This window comes from Streptomyces sp. NPDC093568, from assembly GCF_044764945.1.
In the GTDB taxonomy this organism is placed as follows: Bacteria; Actinomycetota; Actinomycetes; order Streptomycetales; family Streptomycetaceae; genus Streptomyces.
Map to the genome: position 1 here is coordinate 121,570 of NZ_JBIWJD010000013.1, position 25,272 is coordinate 146,841.

At 72.4% G+C, this 25,272-nt stretch carries 26 protein-coding genes and 1 pseudogene; 8 read left to right on the plus strand and 19 right to left on the minus strand.

Features of this window, described 5'->3' with window-relative positions; genetic code table 11:
- Positions 1–15: 15 nt before the first annotated feature.
- The 3 genes from ACIRD7_RS36855 to ACIRD7_RS36865 all read right to left on the minus strand — a co-directional run bounded on the left by ACIRD7_RS36855 (position 16) and on the right by ACIRD7_RS36865 (position 3,576).
- Positions 16–807 carry an IclR family transcriptional regulator gene (locus ACIRD7_RS36855; protein ID WP_403460250.1) on the minus strand — a complete coding sequence of 264 codons (792 nt, stop codon included), beginning with the start codon at positions 805–807 and terminating at the stop codon, positions 16–18.
- A 128-nt stretch (positions 808–935) separates the two neighbouring features.
- Positions 936–1,796, minus strand: a complete 861-nt coding sequence (locus ACIRD7_RS36860; protein WP_403460251.1) for a hypothetical protein — start codon at positions 1,794–1,796, stop codon at positions 936–938.
- A gap of 34 nt (positions 1,797–1,830) precedes the next feature.
- The gene (locus ACIRD7_RS36865; protein WP_403460252.1) at positions 1,831–3,576 is read right to left on the minus strand and encodes a GAF domain-containing protein; all 1,746 of its coding nucleotides are present in this window, start codon (positions 3,574–3,576) and stop codon (positions 1,831–1,833) included.
- 222 nt (positions 3,577–3,798) lie between these two features.
- Between ACIRD7_RS36865 and ACIRD7_RS36870 the strand changes: the two genes are divergently transcribed.
- Entirely contained in the window at positions 3,799–4,263 is a 465-nt protein-coding gene (locus ACIRD7_RS36870) for a pyridoxamine 5'-phosphate oxidase family protein (protein WP_403460253.1), read from the plus strand.
- A 23-nt stretch (positions 4,264–4,286) separates the two neighbouring features.
- On the opposite strand, the gene ACIRD7_RS36875 is transcribed toward ACIRD7_RS36870, so the two are convergent.
- The 4 genes from ACIRD7_RS36875 to ACIRD7_RS36890 all read right to left on the minus strand — a co-directional run bounded on the left by ACIRD7_RS36875 (position 4,287) and on the right by ACIRD7_RS36890 (position 7,688).
- A complete protein-coding gene (locus ACIRD7_RS36875) occupies positions 4,287–4,946 on the minus strand; it encodes a helix-turn-helix domain-containing protein (protein WP_403460254.1) in 660 nt (219 codons plus the stop codon).
- Positions 4,947–4,964: 18 nt separating this feature from the next.
- Entirely contained in the window at positions 4,965–6,035 is a 1,071-nt protein-coding gene (locus ACIRD7_RS36880; RefSeq protein ID WP_403460255.1) for a zinc-dependent alcohol dehydrogenase family protein, read from the minus strand.
- Positions 6,036–6,150: 115 nt separating this feature from the next.
- On the minus strand, positions 6,151–6,678 hold the full coding sequence (locus ACIRD7_RS36885) for a flavodoxin domain-containing protein (protein WP_403460257.1): 528 nt from the start codon (positions 6,676–6,678) through the stop codon (positions 6,151–6,153).
- Positions 6,679–6,761: 83 nt separating this feature from the next.
- Positions 6,762–7,688 (minus strand): universal stress protein, encoded by a 927-nt coding sequence (locus ACIRD7_RS36890; protein ID WP_403460258.1) that lies wholly within the window; start codon positions 7,686–7,688, stop codon positions 6,762–6,764.
- Positions 7,689–7,876: 188 nt separating this feature from the next.
- Here ACIRD7_RS36890 and ACIRD7_RS36895 point away from each other — a divergent pair, with 188 nt between their 5' ends.
- From ACIRD7_RS36895 to ACIRD7_RS36905, 3 genes are all read left to right on the plus strand, one after another.
- Positions 7,877–8,341, plus strand: coding sequence for a Crp/Fnr family transcriptional regulator (locus tag ACIRD7_RS36895; protein ID WP_403460259.1), 465 nt, complete (start codon positions 7,877–7,879; stop codon positions 8,339–8,341).
- Between the two features lie 34 nt (positions 8,342–8,375).
- Positions 8,376–9,059 (plus strand): CBS domain-containing protein, encoded by a 684-nt coding sequence (locus tag ACIRD7_RS36900; RefSeq protein ID WP_403460260.1) that lies wholly within the window; start codon positions 8,376–8,378, stop codon positions 9,057–9,059.
- 157 nt (positions 9,060–9,216) lie between these two features.
- Entirely contained in the window at positions 9,217–9,924 is a 708-nt protein-coding gene (locus tag ACIRD7_RS36905) for a response regulator (RefSeq protein ID WP_403460262.1), read from the plus strand.
- A gap of 52 nt (positions 9,925–9,976) precedes the next feature.
- Here the strand turns inward: ACIRD7_RS36905 and ACIRD7_RS36910 are convergent, their stop codons facing one another.
- The 5 genes from ACIRD7_RS36910 to ACIRD7_RS36930 form a co-directional block, all read right to left on the minus strand.
- The gene (locus ACIRD7_RS36910; protein WP_403460263.1) at positions 9,977–11,458 is read right to left on the minus strand and encodes an aminotransferase class I/II-fold pyridoxal phosphate-dependent enzyme; all 1,482 of its coding nucleotides are present in this window, start codon (positions 11,456–11,458) and stop codon (positions 9,977–9,979) included.
- 48 nt (positions 11,459–11,506) lie between these two features.
- A complete protein-coding gene (locus tag ACIRD7_RS36915; protein ID WP_403460265.1) occupies positions 11,507–12,523 on the minus strand; it encodes an iron-containing redox enzyme family protein in 1,017 nt (338 codons plus the stop codon).
- Complete coding sequence (locus ACIRD7_RS36920) at positions 12,520–12,741, minus strand: CDGSH iron-sulfur domain-containing protein (RefSeq protein ID WP_403460266.1); 222 nt, start codon at positions 12,739–12,741, stop codon at positions 12,520–12,522. The genes ACIRD7_RS36915 and ACIRD7_RS36920 overlap by 4 nt, the downstream gene beginning before the upstream one ends.
- The gene (locus ACIRD7_RS36925; RefSeq protein ID WP_403460267.1) at positions 12,725–13,408 is read right to left on the minus strand and encodes a HemK2/MTQ2 family protein methyltransferase; all 684 of its coding nucleotides are present in this window, start codon (positions 13,406–13,408) and stop codon (positions 12,725–12,727) included. The genes ACIRD7_RS36920 and ACIRD7_RS36925 overlap by 17 nt, the downstream gene beginning before the upstream one ends.
- A gap of 177 nt (positions 13,409–13,585) precedes the next feature.
- Positions 13,586–14,188, minus strand: coding sequence for a helix-turn-helix domain-containing protein (locus tag ACIRD7_RS36930; protein ID WP_403460268.1), 603 nt, complete (start codon positions 14,186–14,188; stop codon positions 13,586–13,588).
- Positions 14,189–14,372: 184 nt separating this feature from the next.
- Here ACIRD7_RS36930 and ACIRD7_RS36935 point away from each other — a divergent pair, with 184 nt between their 5' ends.
- Both ACIRD7_RS36935 and ACIRD7_RS36940 read left to right on the plus strand, forming a co-directional pair.
- A complete protein-coding gene (locus ACIRD7_RS36935; RefSeq protein ID WP_403460269.1) occupies positions 14,373–14,921 on the plus strand; it encodes a DUF664 domain-containing protein in 549 nt (182 codons plus the stop codon).
- 615 nt (positions 14,922–15,536) lie between these two features.
- Positions 15,537–16,061 (plus strand): hypothetical protein, encoded by a 525-nt coding sequence (locus ACIRD7_RS36940; protein ID WP_403460270.1) that lies wholly within the window; start codon positions 15,537–15,539, stop codon positions 16,059–16,061.
- A gap of 150 nt (positions 16,062–16,211) precedes the next feature.
- Here ACIRD7_RS36940 and ACIRD7_RS36945 read toward each other — a convergent pair whose 3' ends face one another.
- Positions 16,212–16,589, minus strand: a complete 378-nt coding sequence (locus tag ACIRD7_RS36945) for a MerR family transcriptional regulator (RefSeq protein WP_403460271.1) — start codon at positions 16,587–16,589, stop codon at positions 16,212–16,214.
- A 116-nt stretch (positions 16,590–16,705) separates the two neighbouring features.
- Between ACIRD7_RS36945 and ACIRD7_RS36950 the strand changes: the two genes are divergently transcribed.
- Positions 16,706–17,779: an alkene reductase gene (locus tag ACIRD7_RS36950; protein WP_403460272.1), complete on the plus strand. Its 1,074-nt coding sequence runs from the start codon at positions 16,706–16,708 to the stop codon at positions 17,777–17,779.
- 43 nt (positions 17,780–17,822) lie between these two features.
- Here ACIRD7_RS36950 and ACIRD7_RS36955 read toward each other — a convergent pair whose 3' ends face one another.
- Positions 17,823–18,662, minus strand: a complete 840-nt coding sequence (locus tag ACIRD7_RS36955; protein ID WP_403460273.1) for a DUF1684 domain-containing protein — start codon at positions 18,660–18,662, stop codon at positions 17,823–17,825.
- A 28-nt stretch (positions 18,663–18,690) separates the two neighbouring features.
- Positions 18,691–19,647 (minus strand): LLM class F420-dependent oxidoreductase, encoded by a 957-nt coding sequence (locus ACIRD7_RS36960; protein WP_403460274.1) that lies wholly within the window; start codon positions 19,645–19,647, stop codon positions 18,691–18,693.
- Positions 19,648–19,870: 223 nt separating this feature from the next.
- Here ACIRD7_RS36960 and ACIRD7_RS36965 point away from each other — a divergent pair, with 223 nt between their 5' ends.
- On the plus strand, positions 19,871–21,091 hold the full coding sequence (locus tag ACIRD7_RS36965; RefSeq protein WP_403460275.1) for a cytochrome P450: 1,221 nt from the start codon (positions 19,871–19,873) through the stop codon (positions 21,089–21,091).
- A 4-nt stretch (positions 21,092–21,095) separates the two neighbouring features.
- Here the strand turns inward: ACIRD7_RS36965 and ACIRD7_RS36970 are convergent, their stop codons facing one another.
- The 4 genes and pseudogenes from ACIRD7_RS36970 to ACIRD7_RS36985 all read right to left on the minus strand — a co-directional run bounded on the left by ACIRD7_RS36970 (position 21,096) and on the right by ACIRD7_RS36985 (position 25,114).
- On the minus strand, positions 21,096–21,632 hold the full coding sequence (locus ACIRD7_RS36970) for a hypothetical protein (RefSeq protein WP_403460276.1): 537 nt from the start codon (positions 21,630–21,632) through the stop codon (positions 21,096–21,098).
- Positions 21,633–21,665: 33 nt separating this feature from the next.
- Positions 21,666–22,593: pseudogene (locus ACIRD7_RS36975) on the minus strand (amidohydrolase).
- Positions 22,590–24,116, minus strand: a complete 1,527-nt coding sequence (hutH, locus tag ACIRD7_RS36980; protein ID WP_403460277.1) for a histidine ammonia-lyase — start codon at positions 24,114–24,116, stop codon at positions 22,590–22,592. The pseudogene ACIRD7_RS36975 and the gene hutH overlap by 4 nt, the downstream one beginning before the upstream one ends.
- Positions 24,113–25,114, minus strand: coding sequence for an ornithine cyclodeaminase family protein (locus ACIRD7_RS36985; RefSeq protein ID WP_403460278.1), 1,002 nt, complete (start codon positions 25,112–25,114; stop codon positions 24,113–24,115). Before ACIRD7_RS36985 ends, hutH begins: the two co-directional genes overlap by 4 nt.
- Positions 25,115–25,272: the final 158 nt, after the last annotated feature.

Below are 25,272 nucleotides of genomic sequence, written 5' to 3' on the forward strand. Positions count from 1 at the left end.
GGCGTCCGGTGCCGCTCAGCCGAGGTGGCCCATGCGGTGGCTGATCTCCTGCGCGCCCTGGACGAGCAGCGGGGCGAGCTCGTGGATGCGCTCCTCGGTGAAGCGGTAGGCGGGGCCGGAGGCGCTGAGGGCGGCGACGACCTCGCCGCCGCGGGACCGGATCGGGGCCGCCACGGCGTGCAGTCCGATCTCGAGTTCCTCCAGCGTCACGGCGTAGCCCCGCTCCCGCGCCGTGGCGAGGTCCTTCTCCAGCTTCGCCCCGTCGGTGAGGGTGTGCGGCGTCAGCTTCCGCAGCCCGGACGCCGCGAGCACCCTGGAACGCTCCTCTGCCGGGAGGTGGGCCAGCAGGATCTTGCCGCTCGACGTGGCGTGCACCGGGGTGAGCTGGCCGACCCAGTTGTGGGTGCCGACCGCGCCGGGGCCGCGCACCTGGTGGAGGTTGACGGCGAAGTGCTCCTGCAGGACAGCGATGTTGACGGTCTCGCCGATCTCCTCGCTGAGCCGCTCGCACACCTGCCTGCCCTGCTGGGTGACGTCGAGACGGCCGGTGACCGCGCCGGCCAGCCGCACGATCCCGAAGCCCAGCCGGTACTTGCCCCGCTCGGCCGTCTGCTCGACCAGCCCACGCGCCTCCAGCGCTCCGAGCAGCCGGAACGCGGTCGACTTGTGGACGTCGATCTCGCCGGCGACCTCGCTGACGCCGGCCTCGCCACGCCGGGCGAGGATCTCCAGGACACTGACCGCACGGTCGACGGACTGCACGCCGCCCACCGCCGCTGTTGCGCCCTCTGCCGGGTAGTTGCTCATGGCGCAACTATACGACTCCGGTCGGCGGATCCGTCGGGGCCCCGGAACCCGGCGACGACGGCCGGGTCAGGCCGTTCGCATGGTCGCACGGTCCGTCGCGTCAGTGGAAGAGCGAGGACTGCGGAGCCTCACCCCCGCGTCACGCGGTTGCCCCGGCCGAACGGAGAGGGGTCCCAGAGCAGACGGACCCCGGTCGTACGGGCGATGGCGCGCAGGTGCGGTCCGGTGTTCCCGACGAACCAGACCGAACGATCCGCGTGCGGCCACACGTAGGCCGGAACGCCGTCGTCGAGGAGGGACGTCAGCCGCGGCTCCTCGAGCGCCTCGGCCGCGTACGCGTAGAGCGCGGTGAGCCGGGGAGCGATGAGACCGTAGTCGAGCATGCGGGCGAGGGCGTGCTCGGCGAGGACGACCTCCTCGACGGATCCGGCCACCGGGTACTCCCGCGGAAACGAGCGGCCGAGGTCGAGGAACCACTTGACGCTTCGGTGCCGCGGATCCACCAGCCGGGGGCCCACCACCGCCAGCCACCCCAGCGCGAGGCGCGGATTCGCCAGCATCGCGTGCGTGTAGAGGACCCGGAGCAGCGCGACGTTCATCATGAACCGCTCTACCTCGAGTTCCTCACCCGCCAGGTCCTCGTGCTGGAGATACCCCGCGACAATGCTGGCGTTGTGCGCCCGGTACCAGCGTGCCGGCGACGGCTTCCGGAGGAACTCCACCCAGTACCGGACACTGTGGCTGCCGGCCTCCCCCGAGGCGCCGTCGGTCAGGATCCCGGCCTCGATCTTGTCCCTGAGCAGCGCTTCGTTGACCTTCCGCCACCAGGGACTTCCGGCCGGATCCGAGGACTCCGGCTCCAGCACGCCACGAGCGGCCGACCAGCGCATGAAGCTCAGCTCGGCATGTCCGTACCGAGAGAGGTGGCCGGGCGCGGCGCGATAGAAATCCCGCGCCAGCGCGAGACGTTGAGCCGTGTCGTTCCGCACGGCCGCCACCCGCTGCCGTGCTCGAGCGGCGGCGTCAGCCACGGTGACTCGCTTTCTCGCCCGGCAGCGGCACCCACCACACCAGCGTGGTGCCGCCGTCGGGCGGGCTGCTCAGCTCCAGTTCGCCGGCCAGCTGCCGGGCCCGCTCCGCCATGTTGCGCAGCCCGCTGCGGCGGCCCCCGGCCGGGATGCCGACGCCGTTGTCGGTGACCGTGAGACGGACCTGGCGGGAGTCGGTGGTGAGGGCGACGTCGGCGCGGTCGGCGTGGGCGTGGCGGGCGATGTTGGTGAGGGCCTCGGAGAGCACGGCGACCACATGGTCGGCGATCTCGCGCGGCACCCGCGTGTCCACCAGCCCCTCCATCCGCACGCTCGGCGCGAAGCCCAGCACCGGCGCCGACTCACCGGCGATCCGCACCACACCCGCCCGCAGCCCGGAGCCGCCACCGCCCTCGCGCGAGCGCAGGCCGAAGATCGTCGACCTGATGATCTTGATCGTCTCGTCCAGGTCGTCCACCGCCCGCACCACGCGCTCGGAGGCCTCCGGATGCTCGATGAAGCGGCCCGCGCTCTGCAGAGTCATGCCCGTCGCGAACAGCCGCTGGATCGCCAGGTCGTGCAGGTCGCGGGCGATGCGGTCCCGGTCCTTGAGGACGGCGACCTCCTCGGCGTCCTGTCGGCGCTCCGCGAGCTCCATCGCCACCGCGGCCTGCGCCGCGAAGCCCTTCAGCGGTTCGATCTCCTTGCCGGAGAACACCGTCCGGCCGGTCTCCCGGACCAGCAGCACCACACCCCGGAAGCCGCCCGAGTCCGTGCCGATCGGGACGGCGACGGCCGGGCCGAGGCCGGCGAAACGGGTGGACGCGGACGACATCCGTTCGTCGTGGGACACGTCCGTGCTCGTGACGGGGGCGCCGGAGACGAACGCCTCACCGATCAGGCTGCCCTCGCCGGGGATCAGCAGACCCCGGTGCGGGTCCGCGTCCGTGCCGACGGCGAGTTCCACCGTGAACGAGTCGGTGTCCTGCACCGGCATCGCGACCAGTGCGAGCGCCGCACCCGTGATCTCCCGGGCCCGGTCGGCGATCAGTCCGAGCACCGCGCCGCGCTCGCCGCCGGACATCAGCGTGTGGGTGATCTCCGCGTTCGCCCGCAGCCAGCGCTCCCGCAGCCGGGACTCCTCGTACAGGCGGGCGTTGTCGATGGCGACGCCGGCCGCCACCGCCAGGGTGGACAGGACCGACTCGTCCTCCTCGTCGAACTGCGCCCCGCCCCGCTTCTCGGTCAGGTACAGATTGCCGAAGACCTGGTCCCGCACCCGGATGGGAACGCCGAGGAAGGTGTTCATCGGCGGATGGTTGGGCGGGAAGCCGTACGACGCCGGGTGCTCGGAGATCTTGGCAAGGCGCAGCGGCTCGGGGCGGCGGATGAGCTCGCCGAGGATGCCGTGGCCCTCCGGGTAGTGGCCGATCCGGCCGATCTGCTCCTCGCTGACCCCGACGGTGTGGAAGGCGGACAGCCGGGTACCGTCCGGGCCGATCACACCGAGGGCCGCGTACTCGGCGTCCACCAGCACCGCGGCGGCCTCGACGATGCCGCGCAGGGCCTGCTCCAGGTCCAGCTCCCGGCCGACGGCCAGCACCGCCTCCAGCAGGCTGTGCACCCGGTCACGGGTACCGCGGGCCGCGTCCAGGCGTGCCTGGAGCTCCTCCAGCAGCTCGTCCAGCCTCAGCTGCGGCAGCCGTACGCGGGCCTCCCAAGGCTCCTCGGGGCTTCCCACCTGCGTCTCCTCGGGTCACGTGGGCGGGCGGGCACCGGCCGCTCCGGACACGGCTCACGGTACCGGGCCACGGCGCCCGCCGGTATGGCATCGGATCCGGTGGCACGCAGTGCGAAGCGGCGGCCCGACTGGAGGGACGTTCGGGCCCGCATCGGGGGCCCTTCGGCCCTCGGCGCGGGCCAAGGTCCGCGAGACAGTGAAGGCCCTCGACGAAGGCTCCTCATGATCCACGACGACAGCCGGCCGGCTCCCTCGCCACCACGCCACCGCGTCGAGCTCGACGACATCTCGGCACTGCGGCTGCTGGGCAGCGTGCCCCTGGGAAGGATCGTCTTCACCCAACACGCCCTGCCGACGGTGCGCCCGGTCAATCACGCCCTCGACGGCGGCGACATCGTCATCCGCACCCATGAGGGCGCCGCCCTGACCTCGCACACCCGGCACGCCGGTGCCCCGGGCGTCGTCGTCGCCTACGAGGCCGACGCGATCGACCCGCGGACGCACCTCGGCTGGAGCGTGGTGGTGACCGGGTACGCCCGGCTGGTGACCGACCCCGATGACCTGGCCCACTGCCGGGCCCTGGTGCGGCCGTGGGTGGACCAGGCCATGGACCAGGTGGTGCGGATCCGGCCCGACCTGGTCACGGGCATCCTGCTCACCGCGGACGACCGCTCGGGCGCGGCCTGAGCCACGCCCGAGGCCACGGCGGGTCACACGGAGATCCGGCGCCCGGTGACCGTCCGCGGCTCCACCCGCACCCACAGGTCGCGTTCGCCGCCCGCCCACGGCCCGCCGTGGGACATCGCCGCGAGCCGGCGGGCCTCGCCGGGTTCCGTCACCGCCCGCGCGGGCCCGCGCACGAGCACGCTCCAGCCGCGGCTGAAGGCGTCGTCGATGCGGTCGACCTCGAAGGCGACGTAGTGGCCGGCGGCCCGAGCCGGCGTCGCGCCGGCCGCCGTCCGGAACACGATCGCGCCGTCCACGACGCTGTAGTTGACCGGCACGACGACGGGCCCCGAAACGGTGGGCGCCGCTATCCTCCCCACGCCGTGGGTGCCGAGGAGGAACCTGCACTCGCCGGGGCTCAGCTCGGTGAACTCGGGAGCGCGGGCGGCCCGTTCCAGTCCGGGCGGCAGATCGGTGGTTCCGCCGGTGAGCTCGGACACCGTGGTCTCCAGGGCCGCGGCCAGGTTCAGGAGCACACTCCTGTCCGGTGCGGCGCCGGGATGCTCCAGATGCCTGAGGTAGCTGGGCGCCATGCCCGCGCGCGCCGCCGTCTCCCGTCGGCTCAGGCCCAGTTGCGCGCGGCGTGCCGCGATGCGGCGTCCCAGGTCGCCAAGCGGCCGTACGGTCTCTGCCCGTTCGGCCATGGTCCTCACGTCCCTTCGTCAGGCCGCGCCCACGGGGACGACCTCGTGCTGCTCCCCGCCGAGCACCACCTTGAGGGCCGCGGTGTCGGCGGCCCGGGCGAAGACGTCGTACGCCTCCTCCATGCGTTCCAGCGGGAAGGTGTGGGTGACCAGCTGCGACGTGGGCAGGCGGCCGGCGGCCGTCATCCGCAGCAGGGCCGGGGTGGAGTAGGTGTCGACCAGGCCCGTGGTGATGGTGATGTTCTTGATCCAGAGGTCTTCCAGGTGCAGCGTCGCGGGAGCGCCGTGCACGCCGACGTTGGCGACGTGCCCGCCGGGCCGCACCATGCGGGTGCACAGCTCGAAGCTCTCCGGCACCCCGACCGCCTCGATGGCGACGTCCGCGCCCAGCCCGTCGGTGAGGTCCGCGACCAGTTCCTCCGGGGTCTCCCCGGCCTCGACCACGGCGTCGGCGCCGAGCCGCCGGGCGGCCTCCAGCCGGGCGGGGGCCAGGTCGACGGCGACGATCCGCTCGGGGGAGAACAGCCGGGCCGTGGCGATGGCCGCCAGCCCGATGGGACCGGCGCCGACCACGACCACGGTGTCCGCGGGCCGCACCCGCCCGTTGAGCACGCCCACCTCGTACGAGGTCGGGAAGATGTCGGCCAGCAGAACGGCCTCCGCGCTGTCCATCGCGCCCGGCAGCGGGTGCACGGACAGATCCGCGTACGGCACCCGGACGTACTCGGCCTGCGTGCCGTCGATCAGATGCCCGAGGATCCAGCCGCCACCGCCCCGGCACTGGCCGTACGTCCCCTGCCGGCAGTACGAGCAACGCCCGCACGCGCTGATGCAGGAGACCAGGACCCGGTCGCCCGGCCGCACGGTCCGGACGTCACCGCCGATCTCGACGATCTCGCCGACGGCCTCATGACCGAGGACGGTGCCCGGGCGCACCTCGGGCACGTCCCCCTTGAGGATGTGCAGGTCCGTGCCGCAGATGGTGACGGCCCCGACGCGCACGATCGCGTCCGTCGGTTCCTTGACGGCCGGGTCCGGGACCTCTTCCCAGGCGGACTGTCCGGTGCCGTGGAACACGAAGCCCTTCATGACGTCCCTCTCCCCACTCGTCGCAGCGTCGAATGTGCCCCGTAGGTCCAGCTTGACCCGCACACGCGCGGACCGCACGGGCCGGACGGAACCCCTCGCGCGGCCCGACGGGCGGTCATCGGCGGGTTTCGATCAGAGGCCAGGCACCGTCCTCCGTCAGCTCGCGGGCCACTCGCCCGGCCCACTCCCCGATCGCGGTGAAGTCCCGGAAGTCCCCGCCCTTCCCGGAGCGCAGGATCATCCCGGCCACCCAGCCTTTGGCGCCCTCCTTCAGGCAGCCCCCGAAGGTGACGTGCTCCCTGGCGTCCAGACGCGCCATGGCCTTGCGCACGCCGGGCACGGGCGGGATGTCCCGTTCGGAGGCCGAGGGGTCGAGGGGGCCGCTGCTGAAGAGCCAGACCGGGCGTTCGGCGAGGGCCCGGCCGTGCCGCCGGACGAAGCGGCGAGCGTCCTTGTGCCAGCGTCCGGCGTACAGTCCGCCGCCGACGACGACGGCGTCGTACGAGGACACGCTCGCCACGTTCCGGGCGGGCCGGGCCTCCGCCATGAGCCCGCTCTCGCGCAGGACGTCGGCGACGGCTTCGGCGATCTGTGCGGTCGATCCGTTGGTCGTTCCGTAGGCGACCAGCACCTTGCCTGTCATGGTGGTCCGCCTCCTCTCAGAGCCGACCCGACCGCTGCTCGGCCACGCCGGGCGGTGTCGGCCCCGGCGGCCGGGCCGGCGGGTCAGTCGTGCGGGACCACGGCCACCGGGGCCGTGGAGTGGTGCAGGACGGCGTGGGTCACAGGACCGATGTGGGTGCCGAACGGGCTGCGCCGGATCCGGCGGCCCACCACGACCAGGGAGGCTTCGCGGGAGGCCGCCACGAGGTGGCTGCCGGCCGTGCCGTAGCGGGACTCCTCGGTGACCTCGACGTCCGGGAACTTCTTGCGCCACGGCCGCATGACCTCGGCCAGCGCGGCGGTCTCGGTCGCGCCCAGGGACGCGTGGAGTTCGAGATTGGCGGGCAGGGCGTAGGCGTAGTACGGAGGGGGGTTCCAGCCGTGCACGACGCGCAGGGAGGTGCCCCGGCGGGAGGCGGCGGCGAACGCGAACTCGATCACTTCGTCGGCCGGGCCGTAGGTGTCGAGGCCGAGGACGACGGGCCGGAACGCGGTCGCGGCGGACGGGATACCGACCGGGTCGCTCTCGTGCTCGTCGGCGGCCTGTTCACCCGCCCTGACGAGGACGACCGGCCGCTCGACGCAGGCCACGACGGCCAGGCCGACCGACCCGACCAGGAATCCCCCGAGCCCGCTCAGCCCGCGGGAGCCCAGCACCAGCAGTTCGGCGTCCTGGGCCTCGTCGGCCAGCGCCTCGGCGGGCCGGCCGTGCAGTTCCTCGACGGTCACGTCGAGGCCGGGGTGGCGCGCTCGGACCCCTTCGGCGGCGTCACGTGGGATCTTCCCCTGCTCCTGGTCCCACTGCTGCCGGGTCTCGACACCGAGGAGCGGAGCCTGTGCCAGGGGCGCCGGTACGGGCTCCCGGACGTGGACCAGCTTGAGCGGCAGCCCGAGCAACTGCGCCTCGCGGGCTGCCCACTCGGCCGCCGCGCGGCTCTCACGCGAGCCGTCGAGACCGGCGGTGACGGTGAGGGCGATGGTGCGGGTCATGACCTTCAACCTCCTGAAGCGGTGGTCCGATCTCCTGAAGCGGTGGTCCTGATTCGAGCCTGGCCCTCGGACCCGGCCCGGGACAGGGGCCGCAGGTCCCTCCGAGGGGCCGGGTGGCCCATGGTCCGGCGCCCGGGACCGGCACACGCTGGCAGTGGAAGTCCCCGTACGCCGCCGGGAGGCAAGCCATGATCACCAGCCCCGCACCCAGCGTGATGCGCGCCCTGCCCGCCGAGCACCGGCAGGCGCTCATGGGCGTCGCCCGCGAGGTGTCGATCCCTCAAGGCACCCGCCTGTTCGAGGAGGGAAGCCGGGCGGACCGGTTCTGGATCATCCGGACCGGCACGGTCGAACTCGACATGCACGTGCCGGGGCGCCGCGCGGCCGTCATCGAGATCCTCCGGCACAACGAACTCGTCGGCTGGTCCTGGCTGTTCACCCCGCACGTCCGGCAGCTGGGCGCCGAGGCGACCACCCCGGTGCGGGCGTACGAGTTCGACGCCGACGCCGTCCGCTCGCTGTGCCAGGCCGATCCGAACCTGGGCCACGCCGTCATCCAGTGGGTCGGCGACGTACTCGCCCACCGCCTGCGCTCGGCCCGCACCCGGCTGCTGGACCTGTACGCCCCCTACGGCGCCGGGAGCCGCGTCTGACGTTCCCGCGCGCACGAGCGAGGAAGGAGCCACCATGTACGGCACCCCGCACACCGTCAGCGACGTCATGACCCGCACGGTCGTCGCCGTCGGCCGCAGGGCCGCCTTCAAGGAGATCGTGCGGCTGATGCAGGACCGGAAGGTCAGTGCGCTGCCCGTCCTGGAGGGCGAGGGCCGGGTCGTCGGCGTCGTCTCCGAGGCCGACCTGCTGCCCAAGGAGGAGTTCCGCGACAGCGACCCCGACCGGTGGACCCAGCTCCGCCGGCTGGCCGACCTGGCGAAGGCCGGCGCGCTCACCGCGGAGGACCTGATGACCACCCCGGCGCTCACCACCCACCCCGACGCGACGCTCGCCCAGGCCGCCCGCACCATGGCACACGCCAAGGTCAAGCGCCTCCCGGTGGTCGACCGGATCGGCATGCTGAAGGGCATCGTCAGCCGGGCCGACCTGCTCAAGGTCTTCCTGCGCGGCGACGACGAGATCGCCGAGGAGGTGCGCCGCGAGGTCGTCGCCCGCCTCTTCCCGACGCCGGGCTCGGCGCTCCGGGTCCAGGTGCACGACGGCGTGGTCGAACTGGCCGGACGCGTCCGGGACACGTCCCTGATCCCGGTGGCCGCACGCCTCGTGCGCGCCGTAGAAGGAGTGGTGGACGTGGACTTCGACCTGGAGAGCCGCGACATGGTCGCGTGGGCGGCCCCGACGGCCCGTCCGGCCTGACCCACGGTCCGGCCCCGGGGCGCGGTCGTCTCCGTCGCCGAGTAGGGCCGGTCGGCCCTGGTGCGACCGGCCCAGGCGAGCAATGATCGTGATCAGAAGCAGTCCGTGGTCCGAGGCCGGGCCCGCTGACGTGAGCCACCGCGAACAAGGGGTCGTCATGACCGAGACAGGCACCGCGACAGGCACCTTCACGGAGCGGCATCCCATCCGCGTGTTCCTGCTGGACGACCACGAGGTCGTACGACGGGGCCTGACCGACCTGCTCGACGCCGAGCCGGACATCTCGGTGGTCGGCGACGCGGACACCGTCGAACACGCCCTCGTCCGTGGCCCCGCACTGCGCCCCGACGTCGCCGTGCTCGACGTACGCCTCCCGGACGGCGACGGCATCACGGTCTGCCGCGAGCTGCGCAGTCAGATGCCGGAGCTGGCGTGCCTGATGCTGACGTCGTTCGATGACGAGGACGCCCTGCTCGACGCGATCATGGCCGGCGCCTCGGGCTACGTCCTCAAGCAGATCAGGGGCTCCGACCTGGTCTCGGCGGTCCGCACGGTCGCCTCCGGCCAGTCCATGCTGGACCCCGCGACCACGGCCCGCCTGATGCGCTCCCTGCGCGCCGACCCGGCCGAGACACCGGCCGTCCCACCCGAGCTGGCGGGTCTGTCGCCCCGGGAGCGGGACATCCTCGCCCTGATCGGCGAGGGCCTGACCAACCGCGAGATCGGCAAGAAGCTCTACCTGTCGGAGAAGACGGTCAAGAACCACATCTCCCGGCTCCTGGCCAAGCTGGGCGTCCAACGCCGCGTCCAGGCGGCCGTACTGGCCTCACACCTGGAACAGCCGGACGTCGGGGATCGCAGGTGAGGTGAGCCGGCGCAGTCAGCGACGAGCCGGTGCGCCGCCTGCGGACCCGCGGTCACGAAGCGGACTCCTCGTCGACGACCCGCACCGTGTCCAGCCCCGAGTCGGCCGGGTCCGGCAGGAACATCCCGGCCCGTACGCCCGTCGTCAGGTACTCCAGCACCGGCTTCGTCAGGCGTTCGCCGGGCAGGACGACTGGGATGCCGGGCGGATAGGGGGTGATCATCTCGGCGGCGATCCGGCCTGCGGCCCGTGCCACGGGGACGTCCGTGTGCCGTGCGAAGTAGGCGTCCCGGGGCAGGCGGGCCTGCTCCAGCCGGAGAAGGGGCGGAGGCGGGACGGCCACCGCGGGGGCGTCCCGCAGGTCGTCGGCGTGGGCGGCGAGATCGCGCAGCGCGGTGAGGAGGCGTGCGCAGGTCTGCTCGTCGTCGGCGTGGGTGAGCTGGGCGCCGATGCGCCGGTGGTCGCCGAGGTGGATGTCGAGGTGATGGTTCGCCCGCAGCCAGTCGGCCGCCCGGTAGCCGCTGGTGCCCAGTTCGGAGATGTCGATGACGACGGGCAGCGGGTCGAAGTCCGCCGCGAGAGTGGGCCCGCAGAAGTCGTCCGCGTCGTTGACGTGGAAACCCTCGATCTGCTCGATGGCCTTGCGGGTGCGTGCCGCCAGTTCCAGCGCGCCGCTCATGAGTTCGCGCCCTTGCTGCACCATCTGGCGCCGCCAGGCGTCGATGCCCGCGTAGATCAGGACGTTGGGGCTGGTCGTGCCGAGGAGATCGGCCCGTGAGGCCAGCTCGGCCGCGTCGATGAGGTCGCCCTGGAGGTGGAAGACCGAGCCCTGCTCCAGACCGCTGCCCATCTTGTGGATGCTGGTCACGCAGATGTCGGCGCCCGCGTCCATCGCCCAGGACGGCAGCTCCTCGTGGAAGGGCAGATGCGCTCCCCACGCCTCGTCCACGATCAGCGGCTTCCCCCGGCGGTGGCAGACCTCGGCGATTCCCGCGAGGTCGGCGGCGGCGCCGTAGGGCGTGGGGCTGGTGACGAGCGCTCCGTCTGCGTCCGGATGCTCCGCGAACGCCTCCTCGTAGGCGGCGGCGGAGGGCGGGTGGGCCAGATGCCGGGCGGTGTCCCAAAGCGGCTCCACCCAGACCGGTTCGACCCCGGACAGGATGAGCCCGGCGATCACCGACTTGTGGGCGTCCCGTCCGACGAGCAGCCGGTGCCCCGGGCAGGTCACCGCCAGCATCGCGGCCTTCACCGACAGCGAGCTGCCACAGGTCGAGAAGTACGTGTGATCGGCGTGCACCGCGTCCGCCATCAGGACCTCGGCCCGCTCCAGGACCCGGTGCCGGGCGAGCCGGTCGTCCAGTCCGCCGTTGGCCAGGACGTCCCCGAAGAACACGGCGTCGCCCAGGACCGCGCGGGCACGTGGGTCCGCGCCCCGCGCCTGTTTGTGACCCGGGGGAGTGAACCCCAGTTCGTCGACGTCGTGATAGCGGGCCAGCGCTTCGAGAACCGGAGCCTCGTCATGGTTCACACCCATGCGAGCCGGGTTCCCAGCAAACCCCGATTCAGGCAGCGGCCCGAATCGTCACCGCCGGGGCGAGAGCGCCGGCGAGCCCGCCCGCCAGGCACCCAGCAGCCGGGCCGCGAGGCGGTCCTCCAGGTGGGTGGTCGTGCGGATCCCGAAGACCACGTCGGCCTCCAGACCCGGTTCGTCCGCCAGCAGACCGCCGACGACGTCATGGCGTACGACCTGTTCGTGCACGGCGTCGGCCTCGACGTGCTCGGTGTAGAACCGTACGGCCGCCGGCCCGGCGCCCGCCCGGCGCATCGCCTCGGCGAGGCGGCGGGAGGCGGGGGAGGAGGTCACCTCGACGGTGGCGAAATGCCCCACGAGCGCACCGCGCAGCGCCCGGTGCAGGCCGAACAGGGACATCAGATTGACGGTGGCGAGCATCTCGGCCGGGGCGGCGTCGACATAGTGCCCGTACGCCGTGTCCAGCCCCAGGTCCGCCATGAGGTCGGCGAACAGCTCGGCGTGGATCTCGTCCGCGCGGCCCGCTCCGAACTCGTCGAACTCCACCGCTACCATCGCCGCCTTGGCCCGCCCGTGGAGCCGGGGGATGACCCAGGCGTGCGGATCCGCCTCCTTGAGGTGGTAGAGCGAGCGCAGGGCCGCGTAGTCGCGCAGGTGACCGAGGCTCCCCTGGTCGCGGAGGAAATGCGACACGCTGCCGGAGCCGTCCACCGGTTCGACCTGGAGCTCCTCCAGCGCCCGCCCGGCCGAGTCGGTGCCGTCGACCGGCACGTCCTCGCGCAGCGCCCCCAGGAAGCGGCCCTCGATCGCCTCGCGAAGGGCCAGCAGCGCACTGTCCCACTCACGGTCGTCGGGAACCCCCTCGAAGCCCTGGTAGTGCAGCTCGTACAGGACGTAGAGGGCGAGTTGCAGATCCTCTCCGTACGGAGAACAGCCCGCCGGGGGCGGGGGGTTGCCCGGGTCCGACCCCCGCAGCAGGGCCGTCACGGCGGCGGACAGCGGGCCGCGCGGCTCGGGCAGCGGAGGCGGCCGGCGCCGTGAAAACGGTCGGGGGCGGGACTGGCTCATGCGGGTCCGCCTTCGCAGGATCGGCGGTCGCGCCGGCGATGGCTGGTGTCGCACCAGGGGTACGTGCGGCTGCGGCGGCAGGTGCAGACGGCCACGGCGAACCGACGGGAGACCGTCACCTCACCGTTGTCGTCCACGACTTCGACCGGTCCCTCGATGAGCAGGGGCCCGTCGCGTTGGACCCGGATCCGGCGGGGCCGCTCAGGTGTGTTCGGCACGGATCACCACCAGCTCCTCCGTCGTGACGTCGCCCGTCAGTCCCCGTTCGCGCAGCCAGCCGAGCCGCGAGAGCAGTACGCGGCCGTACGGGAGCCGAAAGCGCTCGACGACCTCCGCGCGCAGACCGGCGTTCCCGAGGCGGGTCAGCGTGGCGTCGACGCCGCACAGGTGCGAGTGCACCATCAGCAGCGTTCCCGTCGGCCGCAGCACCCTCGGAGCGCTGTCGCAGATCCGGTCGATCAGCCGGCGGCCGTCCGGACCGGCGTCCCAGGCCCGGGCGATTCCCCGCGGCGGGGCCTGGCCCGGAGCGGGCACGTAGGGCGGATTGGCGACCACCAGGTCGAAGCGGCGGCCGGGCACCGCCGACGCCAGGTCTCCGTGGCGTACGCGCAGCGTCCGTCCGTTCAGCAGCGCGTTGCACCAGGTCACGGCGAGCGCCCACCGGGAGATGTCGACCGCGGTGACCCGGCCGCCGAGCCGCGCGGCCTCGATCGCGAGCAGCCCGCTGCCCGTGCCCAGATCCAGCACGTCCGTGCGTGCAGTGATCGTCTCCCGGCGCATCGCCCGCCGCAGGAGCCGGGTGTCGGTCTGCGGCGGATAGACACCCCGGGGGATCCAGCAGCGCGGCGGGGCGGAGGTGATCGATTCGGCGGTCGTGGAGGTCATGGGCGTCTCCGTCACGCCGGTGCCTTCGGCGGCTGCGCGGACAGGGATGGGGTGCGGTGGGCGAGGGGTGCTTTCACGGCTGCTCCGGCGTGGGGGATGGGGGTGCTGCCGGGGACACGACCCGGCAGCACCCCACGGGTACCCCTTGGGCGCAGACGTAACGGCGGGGGAGTGGGGTCAGGCCCCACCCGGATCGGATGGACGCGGGTCGGTGCGTACGTGCGCCCGTACCCCTTGCAGGCCGAACAGGATGAGAAGCTCGACCGCGCCGCCGTCGGCGCTGCCCAGCCAGTGCGGCAAGGACGTGTCGAACTCGGCCGCCTCACCGGGCGGCAGCGTCAGGTCGCGCTCACCGATCACGAGCCGCAGGCGTCCGGTGAGCACGTAGAGCCACTCGATGCCCTCGTGGGTCTGGGGGGTGGGTTCGAGAGGCTCCGGCCGGGCGGGAATGATCATCTTGAAGGCGTGCACCCCGCCCGGTCGCCGGGACAGTGGCACGAAGGTCATGCCGAACCGCGTGATCGGCTTGAGGTGGATCCGGGGGTCGCCGGTGCGCGGGGCGCCGACGAGATCGTCCAACGGAACGTCATACGTGCGAGCCAGCGGCAGCAGCAGTTCCAGACTCGGCCGGCGCTGCCCACTCTCCAGCCGCGACAGCGTGCTCTCCGACACGCCGGTCGTCGCCGCGAGACCGGCGAGGGTGATGCCGCGGGCACGACGCAGCGCTCGAAGGCGCGGTCCCACGCCGTCCAGCACTTCGTCGTCGGTCTTGCGCTCCATCAGCCCATCTTGCCGGAACCGCAAGATTCCGTGTCGGGTGGTGGGGTGCCCGGCGAGACTGAGCGCATGCCGGCCCGAGGAGCCCTGATGAGCACCACCGAAGCGGTCGCGGCTCGCCACCCTCACTCGCTCACACGGGCTCGGCGCCCCGACCACGTCCTCCTCATCCGCCGCGCCCCCTGACATGGCATCCGGCCTTACCCGCGACAACCGAAGGGAGACCACGGTGCCCAGCACCACGCGCCGCAACCGCCGCCGCGACACCCCGCCGCCGCGGACCGGCGGCGACGAGATCGAGGTCCTGCGCGGATTCCTCGACTACCTCCGGGCCTCCGTCGCCGCGAAGGTCGACGGCGCTCCCGAACCGCAGGTGCGAACAGCCGCGGTGCCGTCGGGCACGAACCTGCTCGGCCTTCTGAACCACCTGACTCTCGTCGAGCGCTCGATGTTCCTCGGGGACGACGTCACCGACTGGCGGGCGTCGTTCCAGGCCGCGCCGCAGGACAGCGTCGCCGAAGTCGTCGCCCGCTACCGGGACGCGGTCAGGCGCGCGAACGACGTTCTCGACGGGTGCACCGATCTGGGCGCACCGATCCCCCGACCGCGAGCGCGGCGGGACCGTCCCGCTCCCAGCATTCGCTGGGCGCTCACCCACATGATCGAGGAGACCGGCCGACACGCGGGCCACGCGGACATCCTCCGCGAACTCGTCGACGGCACGACCGGCCGCTGATCCGTTCTGCCCTGGCGGGCGGCCGGGTGCGCCGCGCCGGACATCGTATGGAAGCTGCTGGTCGACGCCGCGAGCTGGCCGCTGTGGTCCAAGGTGGACAGTGTGGACACGACACGGTCGGTCGGCCTCGATCGCTCCAGAGGTTCATGGAGGGCATGGCGGAAGGGCTGGCCCGCTACGCCGAGGAGTGCACGCCGACTGAGTGACAGTCAGCCGCCCGCGAGGCGTCCTTTCGTGGGACGGCCCCGGCAAGCCTGCCCGCTGCCGCCGGGCGGGCCCGCTAGCGTTCCCCCTCCAAGGCGCTGAACAGGGCAAACCCCGAGGTTCGCGGTGGCGCCTAGTCGTCGTGCGGAGCATTGTCAATGCCCGACACGCTGGCGGAAGTGTGACGGGTGGTCAGTCTGTCCCCCGGGTGGCTCAACTGCGTAGCCAAGTTGCCTCCGCTCTTACTTTTTTGACGAACCGTCACACATTCAATTCCGGGCTCTCGAACGCCCGATCGGCCCCCTATTGGTGCCCCTCATCAATTTCTGAAGTGGCGACAGAATTCGGCGTGAGTAGGTTCATTTCTAGTCGGCCGGGTCAGCTGGCGTCCCTGAGAGATGGAGAAACGGCATGCCTGTGAGAGGGAAAAGCGGAATGCGTACGCGCACCGTGGTCGGGATCGCATTGTCGGTAGGCGTCACCGTCGTCGCGGTGACCAGTGTGGACTATGCCTCGGCTTCCGGGTCCGCACCGGAATCCGCCGCGTCGGTCCAGAAGGCCGCCGCCTCCGCGCTTCAGGGAGGAGACGCCCCGGTGGGAGGGGACGGTCAGACGGGGGGCTACGGGCAGTCGAGGTTCGACCGCGGGGCGGACGACCGCGGCCGGGTCTTTGTCAACGAGCGGACGTATTCGCCCGGGGAGGGCGAGTGCATCGCTGTGATCAGTAGTCCGGCGACCACCTTCAACGTCCGGAACGAGACCGACCGGCGGGTCGAATTCTTCAACGGGATTACGTGCGACAACGGTGCCGCAATTGCCACGATCGGGCCCGGAAACTCCAGCAGCGCAATCCCCGGAACAGTGGTTATGGACGGTGCCACGGTGCCGATGGCGTTGGTCGGCAGCTTCCGGGCGGTCGACAGGAAGCACCACTGACTCCCAGGCCCGCAAGGGCAGTGACAAGCCTGCCCCTGTGGCATGTGGACCCCGGCTCGGTGTCATGGAGCCGGGGTCCGCCCATTGAGCCGTGGGCCGGCATGACCGCCCGTCAGGTCGCACCGCCCGGGCCGGTCGCCGCTGTGCGGGTCAGCCGGTCAGGGACGACTTCAGTGCCGCGCGGTGGGCCCGGTTCGTGGCCATCAGCCGGTCGAGAGCCTCCCGGGTGCGGATCAGATCCTCGATGTGCTCGGAGAGCCGGTCCCGCTCCTCGGCCATCCGCTCCAGCGCGGCGTCGGACGTGGCCTCGCTCGGTGAGTCGACACATGGCAGCAGTTCGGCGATGGTCCGGCTGGACAGGCCCGCCGCGTACATCCGCTGCAGGAACGTGACCCGTTCGACGTGGTACTCCGCGTAGTGCCGCTGCCCGCTCGCGCTGCGGACGCTGGTGAGCAGGCCCTGTTCCTCGTAATAGCGCAGGGACCTGACGCTGACTCCTGCCCGTGCGGCGAGTTCGCCGATCCGCATGCCGCCCTCCCTGTTGTGATCCGGGACACAACCCTTGCCGCTGACGTCAATGTCAGGTTTTAGCGTAACCGTCGTGCCCGGGATGCGGGCACCACGGATCACGAAGGAGACCTGACGTGACGACCCTTTTCACCGGCTACCGGCTCGGCTCACTGGCATTGCCCAACCGCGTGGTGATGGCACCGATGTCGCGGGTACGGGCCGCCGAGGGCGGTCTGGCGACCCCGTCGATGGCGCGCTACTACGCCCAGCGGGCCACGGCCGGCCTGATCGTCTCCGAGGGTGTGCAGCCCAGCCTGATCGGTCAGTCCAACCCGGGCACTCCGGGGCTGTACACCGATGAGCAGGTGGCCGCATGGCGCCCGGTGACCGATGCCGTGCACACCAACGGCGGCCGGATCTTCGCCCAGATCATGCACGGCGGACGCGTCTCCCACCCCGACACCACCGGGCTGCGGCCCGTCGGGCCCTCGGCCGTCCCCGCCGTCGGCGAGGTCTTCACCCCGAGCGGACCGCAGCCCGCGCCGACTCCGCGCGCCCTGGACACCGCCGAGGTGCCCGAGCACGCCCGGTCCTACGCGGAGGCAGCGCGGCGGGCCGTCGACGCCGGGTTCGACGGCGTCGAACTCCACGGCGCCAACGGCTACCTCATCTCACAGTTCCTCTCCTCCAACACCAACCTGCGCACGGACCGCTACGGAGGCTCGGTGACCAACCGGATCCGCTTCGCCGTCGAAGCCGCCGCCGCGACCGTCGAGGCCGTCGGCGCCGAGCGGACCGGGATCCGGCTCTCCCCGGCCGGCACCTTCTGGGGCATAGAGGAGACCGACGTCGCCGAGCTCTACACCGCACTCCTGACCGAGCTGTCCCGCCTCCGCCTGGCCTACGTCCACCTGGAGGCCACCGTCGATGAGGAGACCCTCCTCGACCTGCGCCGGACCTGGCCCGGCGCCCTCATCATGAACCCGGTGCTGCCGATGGGCGCCAAGCAGACCGGCCGCGCCGACGCGGACCGCTGGCTCGGACTGGGCGCCGACCTCATCAGCTTCGGACGCGCCTTCATCGCCAACCCCGACCTGGTGGAGCGCCTGCGCACCGGTCTCCCGATCGCCCCCGCCGACGACAGCACGTACTTCCAGGGCGGCGACCACGGCTACCTCACCTACTCGGCGTACCAGCACTCGGCGTGACGCCCCCGGGGGGGATCGACGCCCCGCGCGGAGGGTTCGCGTCTCAGCCCTCCGCCGTGGCCGAACCGCCGCGCTCCCGGGGGATCTTCTGACCCGCCTCGATCGCCACCGGCAGCCGGTTCTCGGGCGGTGGCAGCGGGCAGGTGGCCAGGTCCGTGTACGCGCAGGGCAGGTTCGTGGCGCGGTTGAAGTCCAGGACGACCGTGCCGTCGGCGGTGGGCGGCTCGACAGTCAGGGCCCGGTTGGCGGCGTAGGTGGTCACCCCGGAGGTCGCGTCGGTGAACAGCACCGTCAGCCGGCCGGCGCCGCTTCCGGGGAACGCGGTCAGGGACAGCCGGCGCCCGTCCAGCTCGAACTCGATCCTGCCCGGAGCGTCGTACACGTGCTCAAGTCCCTCGACCGCGGCGCCCACCGTGGTCGGCCGCGGCTCGTCGAACGGGATGTACCGGCCCGTCACGGCCCAGCGCGGGTCGGGGGCGTAGGCGGGGGTGCCGGTGAAGGCCGTGCGCAGCGGAGCGTCCGGGTGCCGGGGGCGCAGGATGTCGTTGCCGCCGCGCTTGGCGACCTCGATGACGGCGTCTCCCCAGACCGCGTCGACGCCGCCGCGCTCGGGAAGGACTCCGAAGCGGTGTTCACCGCGCACCGGGGTTCCGTCGACGACCAGTTCCTCGCCGTCGTCGAGGTTCACGACGACCCCGTCGGGGCCGGTGTGCCACGCGCCGGGTGCGTCGGGGAAGCGCTGTGGCCGGTCGTCGAGCCAGTGCAGACCGGTGATCGCCAGGAACCCGTGCGGGGCGGCCAGCCGGGCCTCTTGGGCACGGTGCCACTCCTGCCAGTCCTCGGTGAAGGCATGGAGGTCGGTGGTGGTCGCCTCGGTCGTCATGAGTCCTCCTTGGTCATGGGTTCTTCGGTCATGAGTTCTTCTTGGTCGTGAGTTCTTCTTCGCGCGAGGCCAGTTCGCCGAGGAGCGCCCAGGTGCGTCGGCGGTCCGCTTCGCCCGCGATCTCGGTGGCCGAGAACACGACCTCGGTGGCGCCGGCGTCGCGGTAGCGCCGTACCTCGGCTTCGACCGTCTTCTCGTCGCCGATCACGGCCAGGTCGGCGGCCCGTCGGCCGCCGGACAGTTCGATGACCCGTGCGTAGGACGGGAACTGTTCCAAGAACGCGAGGTTCTCGGTGGCTTTCGCCCGTGCGGCGTCCACGTCGTCCGTGACCACGCCGGGCACCAGTGCCACGACCCTGGGCGCGGGACGGCCGGCGGCCTCGGCCGCGGCGGTCAGGGCGGGCACGATGTGCTCGGCCAGAGCGCGCGGTCCGGCTAGGTAGGGCAGGATCCCGTCCGCGAGCTCACCACTGACCCGCAGCGCTTGCGGCCCCATCGCGGCGACCAGCACGGGGACGCCGCCCTCGGCACCTGCTACGCGCGCCGGCATCGGGGTGGTGGCGGTGAGCAGCTCGCCGTGGAAGCCGGCGGTGCCGGTCTGTATCAGTTGCCGTAATGCGGTGAGGAACTCACGCAGACGGGCGATGGGGCGTTCGAAGGGCAGGCCGAAGGCGGTCTCCGTCAGCAGTTTCGTACCGAGGGCCAGGCCGAGGTGGTAGCGGCCGTGGGTCGCCGCCTGGGCGGTCTGGGCCTGGCTGGAGACGAGCAGTGGGTGGCGGCCGAAGACGGGGATCGCGGAGGTGCCCACGTGCAGACCGGGCACCTCACGCCCGACGAGCGCCGCGAGCTGGGGCGAGTCCGCGCCGAAGGTCTGGCCGAACCAGGCGGACCGCAGACCGGCGGCCGCGGCCTCCCGGGCCAACTGCACCGTGGCGTCTACCTGATTGGGGGCGTCGGAAGCGTTGAGCGTTACTCCAACAGTCATGTCAGTGAGAACGGGCCTCGGCCGAAGCCGCATTCCGGTGCGTGTGTGACAGCTTCTTGTCAGTCATGTGTACGCGTTCTTGTCGGTCAGGTGTACGCGGCGGCGCGGGACACCGACGTGTTCGACATCCCCGGTCCAGGCGCTCGGCGGGGGCGATCAAGAAGTCGGCGGGCGGATGTAGTGTGCCGGGATCCGCCGCCACGAGGAGGAACTGTCAAGGCCCGTGGACACGAACCCGAACGATCCGAACCCCGTCGCGCCCAGCGCCACGAGCGGTGCCGACTCCTTCCCGCTCGGCGCCGCGACCACCCTCGCCGAACTCGCCGGGGATCCGCACCCGCGGCTCGCGCTCCTGCGTGCCCAGGAGCCCGTGTCCTGGCTGCCCGAGCTGGGCGGCTGGCTGGTGACCCGCCGTGACCTCGCGCTGAGGGTGATGCGGGACGCGGCCACCTTCACCGTCGACGATCCCCGGTTCTCCACCGCGCAGGTCGTCGGGCCGAGCATGCTGTCCCTGGACGGCGACCAGCACACGCGCCACCGCCAGGCCTTCGTCGCTCCCTTCCGCCCTCGTGCCGTGCGCGAGGGGTTCGCCTCCTTCATCGAGCGGGAGTCCGACCGCCTCCTGGCCGCACTGGAACCGGCGGGCGCCGGCGAACTGCGCGGTGCCTTCGCCGGCCCGCTCGCCGTCGCCGTCGTGGCCGAGGCACTCGGGCTGGAGGGCGTCGACGCGGCCACGGTGCTGTCCTGGTACGACGCCATCGTGCGGTCGGTCTCGGACATCACCGCCGGACACGCGGCGGGGCCCGCGGGGGCCGAGGCGTACGCGCGGCTCCGGGCGGCGGTGGAAGCCACGGTCGCCGACGGGGGAGCGGCCTCGCTCCTCAGGGCCGCCGCCGGGCAGCTGGAACCGGCCGAGGTGGCGCCCAATGCCGCGGTCCTGATGTTCGGAGGCATCGAGACCACCGAGGCGATGATCACCAACGCGCTGCTGCAACTGCTGCGCCACCCCGACCAGCTCGCTCTCGTCCGGGGCGACGCCGATCTGCTCGACAACGCGATCGAGGAGTCGCTGCGCCTGGAACCCGGCGCGACGCTGGTGGACCGCTACGCCACCCGGGACACCGTCCTCGGCCCGGCCACGATCCGCCGGGGCGAGGCGGTCTCGGTCTCCCTCGCGGGCGCCAACCGCGACCCGGCGGCCTTCCCCGACCCCGATCGGTTCGACGTCCGCCGGGAGAACGCGCGGCTCCAACTGGCGTTCGCACACGGCCCCCACCACTGCATCGCCGCGCACCTCGCCCGCCTGGAGACCCGCATCGCCCTCCAGCACCTGCTCGAACGACTCCCCGCCCTGCGCCTCGACCCGGACCTCCCCGCGACTCCGTACGGCCTGGTCTTCCGGAAGCCGTCCAGCCTGCATGTGCTGTGGGGTGGTCCGGCCTGACCGCTCATCGGCCGATCGCGTTGAGGGCGTCGAGCAGGTGAGGGCTCGCCGGTGAGCCCTCGTCCGGCAGGCCCGGCGTGCGGTGGAGCTCGCCGTCGACGAGCTCGTAGTGCCCGATGGCCCGCAGGGGCGGCGAGTAGACGTGGATCGTGACGGCGCCGGCGTCGTGGTCCATCCGGTGGACGCCCGAGCCGGGGAAGGAGAAGGACTCGCCCGGCCCGTACCGCCGGGCGCGGCGCGGACCACCCACGGGCAGCCCCTCCTGCCAGGCGGTGCCCTCGAGCACGTGCACGCCGACACAGGATCCCTGGTGGTCGTGGTAGCCGGTGTCGCGCGACTCCCACCAGGTGTTCAGCCATGCCTCCGAAGTCTCGTTCCGCCACAGCAGGAGATACGAGCCGGGGCCGGAGCGGTCCAGCGCGGTGGTGTCGACGAAGGCCGCCGCCCGGCGGGCCCGGTCCGCGCATTCCTCGGGCAGGAACGGGCGGTCGGACACGCCGAGTTCGGCGAGGGAGGTGGTGTCGATGGCGGTCGCGTTCATGGTCAGTCCTTTGTGCGGTACGGAGCGGGTGTCTCACCGGAGGGGCAAGGGACCGTCGTCGCTGCTCCCGGTGAGCAGCCGACGCGGATTGGCGCTGCGAAAGGCGGACGCCGCGGCTTCGCCCAGACCGAAGCCGGGGTGGCGCGGCGGCTCCGCGTAGGGCCGGTCCGAGCCCTGGACGACGGCGTCGACACCGAGAGCGCTGACGATCGCCTCGACGGCGCGCGGACCGTACGAGGACGTCTCGACGAACACATCCGGGTCCCACCCCGATGCCGCCGCCGTCGCCCCGGGCGGCGAAGCGCTCCCCGTGCAGCGGAGCGAGCCCGGCCAGCAGCGCGAAGCACACCCGCAGCCTCGGATGGCGCGCGCGGCCGAAGGCCCGGAAGGCGAACCAGGCCGAGTGCATCTGCTGGACGTAGGGGACCATCGCGGGCCACCAACCGGGCCCTTCGGACCGGCCGGCGGCGGGCCCCGGGTGGACGAACAGCGGGAGGTCGCGCTCTTCGAGCAGATCGAGCAGCGGGGCGCACCGCGCGTAACCGGCGGCGTCGGCAAGGGCGTTCGCGGGGAGCTGGAGGCCGACGAACCCCCGGTCGAGGTCCTCGGCCGTCGCCCGCGCGTCGATGTCCCGCACACAGGCGGCGGCCCAGGCGCCGAACGGCTCGGGAAGCGCGGCCGCGCCCTCGTGGTAGGCGTCGAGCAGGGGCCGGGACTCGGCCGAGGGCAGCCACTCCACGCCGATCGGGGCGGACAGCGAGACGAGTGCCCGGCCGAGGCCGTCGGCGGTCGCGAGCTCCGCGCGTCGGGTCACGTCGTGGTCGGCGGGCGCGATCCCGTACGGCGGCTCACCGTCCAGGATCAGCGTCCAGCCGTCCAGGAACGGCGGTTCACCGCGGGACCGCAGGGCCGCCACCAGTGAGGGACTCCACAGATGCTGGTGCACGTCGACGTTCGTCATGACAGTCCTCCCACCGCATCCCGCAGGGCGCTACGAATGCCGTCCGCACCCAGGACGTCACGGTGCACCGCCTCCACGTCCACCCCGCAGGGCCGGTCGTCGTCCAGGCGGGGCACGATCTCCCGGATCGCCCGGTGCAGCAGCCGAGGTCCGCGTCCCAGGACGGACGGCGCGGCCAGGTCCACGGCCTGGGCGGCGACGACGGCCTCAACGGCGAGCAGCTGCCGCAGCCGGACGAGCATCGTGAGCAGCCGCCGTGCCCCCAGCGCCGCATTGGTCGAGTCGTCCTCGACGGCGTCGGCGCCGTGACGGGGGTCGGTGCACACCGGAACGGACAGCATGCGGATCTCGGCGACGAGCGCCTGAGCCGTCTTCGTCAGCGGCGCGAAGCCCGAGCGCTCCGGACCGTACGGCGAGAGATTGGCGGGAAGTCCGCTGACGGCGGGGACGAGCAGCCGCCGCATGCGCTCGGCGGAGAGCGACGCGGTCTGCGTCAGGGCCAGCGCGAGGGTGTCGAAGGCGAGGGCCAGGGCCGGGGTGTGGAAATTGCCGGAGGAGAGAATCTCGCCCGTGTCGGGCAGGACCACCGGGTTGTCTCCGCAGCCGTTGAGCTCCGGCCGCAGCGCTGAGTCCGCGAAGTCCAGCGCGGCGTGCAGCGCCCCGTGCACCTGGGCGGCACAGCGCAGGCTGACGGGGTCCTGGACCCGGCGCGCGTGCCGGGGATCGCCCAGCTCACCGCCGTCCAGCAGGGCGAGCAGCTCGCCGGCCGCGCGGGACTGGCCGGGAGCGGGGCGCAGGCCCAGTACCCGGGCGTCGAGCGGGCTCGTGTTGGCCCGGAAGCCCTCGTAGGTCAGAGCGGTGACCGCCTGGGCCAGGGTGAGGACGGCGGCCGCCTCGTGCAGGGCGAGGGCGCCCGGTCCGGCCGCGAGCGGGCTGGCGCTGCACAGCACATGGCCGTCCTTCGGGCCGAGTGCGGCGGGAGTGAGCCCGGCCTGCCGCAGTGCCGTGCCGCCGTCGAGCACCGCACCGTCGTATTCGGCGCTGCCCTCTCCGATGACGACCAGGCCGACATGGGCCATCTGGCACAGGTCGGAGGCGCCGATCGATCCCACCTCGGGGATCACCGGATGCACCCGCGCGTTGAGCATGTCCACCAGCAGCCGCGCGATCTCCGGCCGCACCCCGCTGCCTCCGCCGGCGATCCCGTTGACGCGGGCGAGGACGGCGGCACGCACCAGGGGGACGGGCAGCGGATCGCCGACGGCGTTGGCCCGCCCTCGGACGGTACGGACGCTGAACTCCCCTAGTTCCTCGCGTGGCAGTGCGTACGACGCACGGGTGCCCAGCCCGGTCGTCAGCCCGTACGTCGGCACCTGGCGGTCGACGACGTCGTCGACGACGGCCCGGTCGAGGGTGAGGCGCGGGAGTACCCCGTCCGCCAGGACGACCCCGGCGCCGTGGTGGGCGACGGCGACGACATCGTCGTAGGACAGCGTCCGCCCGTCGATGACGATCCGCGTCATGAGAACCGCAGCTTCTGGCCCAGGCCGCGCTCTTCGGCCTTCCTCAGCATGGCCGCACCCAGCGCGATGTCGGAGAGGGAGAGCCCGCGGTGCCAGAACAGGTTCGTCTCGTCCGCGCTCTCCCGGCCGGGCTTGCGGCCGGCGACGATCTCGCCCAACTCGGCGTGCAGATTGCTCTCGTCGAGTCTGCCGCTGTCGACGTGGGCGCGCAGCGCGCCGAACGGTCCGGCGTGCGCCTGGCCCCAGTCGTCGACGACGATCTTGTCCATGACGTCGGTGAGGGAGAGTTCGACGGCGCTGTTCGTTCCGTAGGGCACGACCAGGGAGCCGGGGGCGATCCATTCGGTCCTCAGCAGCGGCTCCGGGCGCTCCAGCCGGGAGGCCTCCACCACGATGTCCGCGCCTTCCACGCAGGTCTTCCAGTCCTCGGTCACGACGACGGGCTTGCCCAGCTCCCGCTGAAGCCGCTCGGCGAAGGCCTCCCGGCTCTCGGGGCGGCGCGAGTGGACACGGATCTCGGTGAGGTCGAAGATCCGGTCGAGCAGGCGGACGTTCCAGTACGACGTGGCGCGGGCGCCGATGTGCCCGAGCACCTTGGCGTCCGGGCGGGCCAGATGCCGCGCCCCTAGCGCGGTGAGGGCGCCGGTGCGCATCTCGGTGAGGGCGGTGGCGTCGATGACGGCCACCGGCATACCGGTGCGCGGGTCGAAGAGGTTGAGCAGCGCCATCTCGGAGGGCAGGCCCTGCCGGTAGTTGCCCACGTAGTCGCCCACGATCTTGACCCCGGCCAGCGCGAGCGGGGCGACGTAGCCGCGCAGGACGTTGAAGTGGCCGTTGAACGCGGGATCGGGCATGAGGTGGACGCGCGGTTCGATGACCGTTTCCCCGAGGCCCTGGGCGCGCAGCCCGTCCTCGACGGCGTCGAGTATCTCGATGTCGGTCAGCTTGAGCTGTTCGATGTCCGAGCCGTTCAGGAAGGTGAACCAGACCGGATCCATGGGGTGTCTCCCTTGCGTCTGAGCTGGCCAATTGTGAGCGGCACATCAGTCGCGGAACGTGGGCATTTCGGGTGCCCCTGGCCTGATTTCGCACGAACGTAACAGTGCGTTCACGGTTGGCCATTGACTGCCATTCACGCACTCGGAACTGTGCATAC

What these genes read in the sequence shown, in the direction of transcription:
- hutH (WP_403460277.1), bottom strand. Translation starts at nt 24,116, where the DNA reads ATGACGCGGATCGTCATCGACGGGCGGACGCTGTCCTACGACGATGTC.
- ACIRD7_RS36855 (WP_403460250.1), bottom strand. Translation starts at nt 807, where the DNA reads ATGAGCAACTACCCGGCAGAGGGCGCAACAGCGGCGGTGGGCGGCGTG.
- ACIRD7_RS36930 (WP_403460268.1), bottom strand. Translation starts at nt 14,188, where the DNA reads ATGGAGCGCAAGACCGACGACGAAGTGCTGGACGGCGTGGGACCGCGC.
- ACIRD7_RS36910 (WP_403460263.1), bottom strand. Translation starts at nt 11,458, where the DNA reads ATGGGTGTGAACCATGACGAGGCTCCGGTTCTCGAAGCGCTGGCCCGC.
- ACIRD7_RS36935 (WP_403460269.1), top strand. Translation starts at nt 14,373, where the DNA reads ATGGCATCCGGCCTTACCCGCGACAACCGAAGGGAGACCACGGTGCCC.
- ACIRD7_RS36970 (WP_403460276.1), bottom strand. Translation starts at nt 21,632, where the DNA reads ATGAACGCGACCGCCATCGACACCACCTCCCTCGCCGAACTCGGCGTG.
- ACIRD7_RS36885 (WP_403460257.1), bottom strand. Translation starts at nt 6,678, where the DNA reads ATGACAGGCAAGGTGCTGGTCGCCTACGGAACGACCAACGGATCGACC.
- ACIRD7_RS36955 (WP_403460273.1), bottom strand. Translation starts at nt 18,662, where the DNA reads ATGACGACCGAGGCGACCACCACCGACCTCCATGCCTTCACCGAGGAC.
- ACIRD7_RS36890 (WP_403460258.1), bottom strand. Translation starts at nt 7,688, where the DNA reads ATGACCCGCACCATCGCCCTCACCGTCACCGCCGGTCTCGACGGCTCG.
- ACIRD7_RS36880 (WP_403460255.1), bottom strand. Translation starts at nt 6,035, where the DNA reads ATGAAGGGCTTCGTGTTCCACGGCACCGGACAGTCCGCCTGGGAAGAG.
- ACIRD7_RS36945 (WP_403460271.1), bottom strand. Translation starts at nt 16,589, where the DNA reads ATGCGGATCGGCGAACTCGCCGCACGGGCAGGAGTCAGCGTCAGGTCC.
- ACIRD7_RS36900 (WP_403460260.1), top strand. Translation starts at nt 8,376, where the DNA reads ATGTACGGCACCCCGCACACCGTCAGCGACGTCATGACCCGCACGGTC.
- ACIRD7_RS36925 (WP_403460267.1), bottom strand. Translation starts at nt 13,408, where the DNA reads ATGACCTCCACGACCGCCGAATCGATCACCTCCGCCCCGCCGCGCTGC.
- ACIRD7_RS36870 (WP_403460253.1), top strand. Translation starts at nt 3,799, where the DNA reads ATGATCCACGACGACAGCCGGCCGGCTCCCTCGCCACCACGCCACCGC.
- ACIRD7_RS36915 (WP_403460265.1), bottom strand. Translation starts at nt 12,523, where the DNA reads ATGAGCCAGTCCCGCCCCCGACCGTTTTCACGGCGCCGGCCGCCTCCG.
- ACIRD7_RS36985 (WP_403460278.1), bottom strand. Translation starts at nt 25,114, where the DNA reads ATGGATCCGGTCTGGTTCACCTTCCTGAACGGCTCGGACATCGAACAG.
- ACIRD7_RS36905 (WP_403460262.1), top strand. Translation starts at nt 9,217, where the DNA reads ATGACCGAGACAGGCACCGCGACAGGCACCTTCACGGAGCGGCATCCC.
- ACIRD7_RS36895 (WP_403460259.1), top strand. Translation starts at nt 7,877, where the DNA reads ATGATCACCAGCCCCGCACCCAGCGTGATGCGCGCCCTGCCCGCCGAG.
- ACIRD7_RS36940 (WP_403460270.1), top strand. Translation starts at nt 15,537, where the DNA reads ATGCCTGTGAGAGGGAAAAGCGGAATGCGTACGCGCACCGTGGTCGGG.
- ACIRD7_RS36960 (WP_403460274.1), bottom strand. Translation starts at nt 19,647, where the DNA reads ATGACTGTTGGAGTAACGCTCAACGCTTCCGACGCCCCCAATCAGGTA.
- ACIRD7_RS36875 (WP_403460254.1), bottom strand. Translation starts at nt 4,946, where the DNA reads ATGGCCGAACGGGCAGAGACCGTACGGCCGCTTGGCGACCTGGGACGC.